Below are 1,335 nucleotides of genomic sequence, written 5' to 3'. Positions count from 1 at the left end.
CCCGCTCGGCGGCGACCGCCGGGGCACCGACCTCCGGCCCGACGAGCCGCTGCCCGGCGCCGTCGTAGACGGCCCAGTAGATCTCCCGACGCCGCGCGTCACCGGCGGCCAACACCGGCTCGCCGTTCGCCGCCGGGTATCCGATGGCGTCCAGGGAGCAGACACCGTACGTCGGTATGTCGAGCACCTGACCCATCGTGGCGGCGGTGACCAGCCCGACCCGCAGCCCGGTGAACGGCCCCGGGCCGAGCCCGGCGACGATCGCGTCGAGGTCGGCCGGGCGGGCGCCGACGTCGGTCAGCACCGCGTCGACCTGAGGCGCGAGCAACTCGCCGTGCGCGCGGGCGTCGACGGTGCACCGGTGCGCACGGGTCGTCACCGCCGTCGCGGTGACCTCGACCAGGGCCGCCGTCACCGCCGGCGTCGAGCTGTCCACCACGAGTACGAGCACAATGAGCCAGCCTAGCCGCACCGCCGACCGCCTCGTGGCGCCCCGCCCGCCCCCGATCGAAGCACCCGCACCGGCAGCCACCGTCGCCACCGACAGTGATCGGGCAAGTACTTCCGTTCGCCGAGCAACTTCTGCTCCCGCCACCACCGTCCCACCTCCGGACAGAGGAGGAATGTCGATTTGAAGGCCGCAGACGAGCAAGCGTTCCGGGAGTTCGTGACGTCCGAGATGGCGTCACTGCGCAAGCTGGCCTATGTGACCTGCGGGGACTGGCACGCGGCGGATGACGCGGTGGCCAACACACTGATCAAGCTGTACCCGCGCTGGCGCAAGGTGGAGCGCCCGGACCTGTACGCCAAGACCATGGTGTACCGGGCCGCCGTCGACGAGACGCGCAGGCCCTGGCGTCAGGGGCGGGAGCGGTCGGCCGGCTACGGCATTCCGGACGTTGCGGTGGACGACCCGAACGGCGCCACCGACGAGCGGCTACGGCTGCGCACGGCGCTGAACGCCGTACCCACCGGCCAACGGGCCGCCGTGGTGCTGCGTCACTACCTCGGACTCAGCCTGGAGGAGACGGCCCAGGTCCTGGGTTGCACCGTCGGCACGGCGAAGAGCCAGACGTCGCGCGGTCTCGCAAAGCTCCGCGAACTACTCGGAGCCGACCGGCTCAACAACATCGAGGACAAGGAATGGCATGTCGCAATTGCATGAGATCGTGGCGGCGGTGACCGTGGACGAGCCGCCCATGTCGCGTTCCGTCGACCAGATCGTCACGGCCGGCCGCAAGGCCGAACGTCGCCGGCGGGCGGGATTCGCCTCCGCAGGTGCCGCCGGCCTGGTCGCGGCCGTGGTCGCCGGCACGTTCGCGCTGACGCCGGGTG

General features: G+C 71.7%; 2 protein-coding genes and 1 pseudogene. 2 read left to right on the top strand and 1 reads right to left on the bottom strand.

Annotated elements, in window-relative coordinates:
* The coding region (gene tsaB / locus EYA84_RS31905; RefSeq protein ID WP_131057863.1) for a tRNA (adenosine(37)-N6)-threonylcarbamoyltransferase complex dimerization subunit type 1 TsaB at positions 1-451 on the bottom strand (451 nt) is incomplete at its 3' end.
* 180 nt (positions 452-631) lie between these two features.
* On the opposite strand from tsaB, the gene EYA84_RS31900 reads away from it, so the two are divergent.
* A complete protein-coding gene (locus EYA84_RS31900) occupies positions 632-1,165 on the top strand; it encodes a SigE family RNA polymerase sigma factor (RefSeq protein ID WP_131057862.1) in 534 nt (177 codons plus the stop codon).
* Positions 1,149-1,335 (top strand): annotated as a pseudogene (locus EYA84_RS31895) (hypothetical protein); the annotation flags it as partial. The gene EYA84_RS31900 and the pseudogene EYA84_RS31895, both read left to right, overlap by 17 nt.

Source organism: Verrucosispora sp. SN26_14.1, assembly GCF_004307965.1.
GTDB lineage: Bacteria > Actinomycetota > Actinomycetes > Mycobacteriales > Micromonosporaceae > Micromonospora.
Note: the sequence above shows the minus strand (reverse complement) of the source record. Positions and strands in the feature narration are given on the sequence as shown.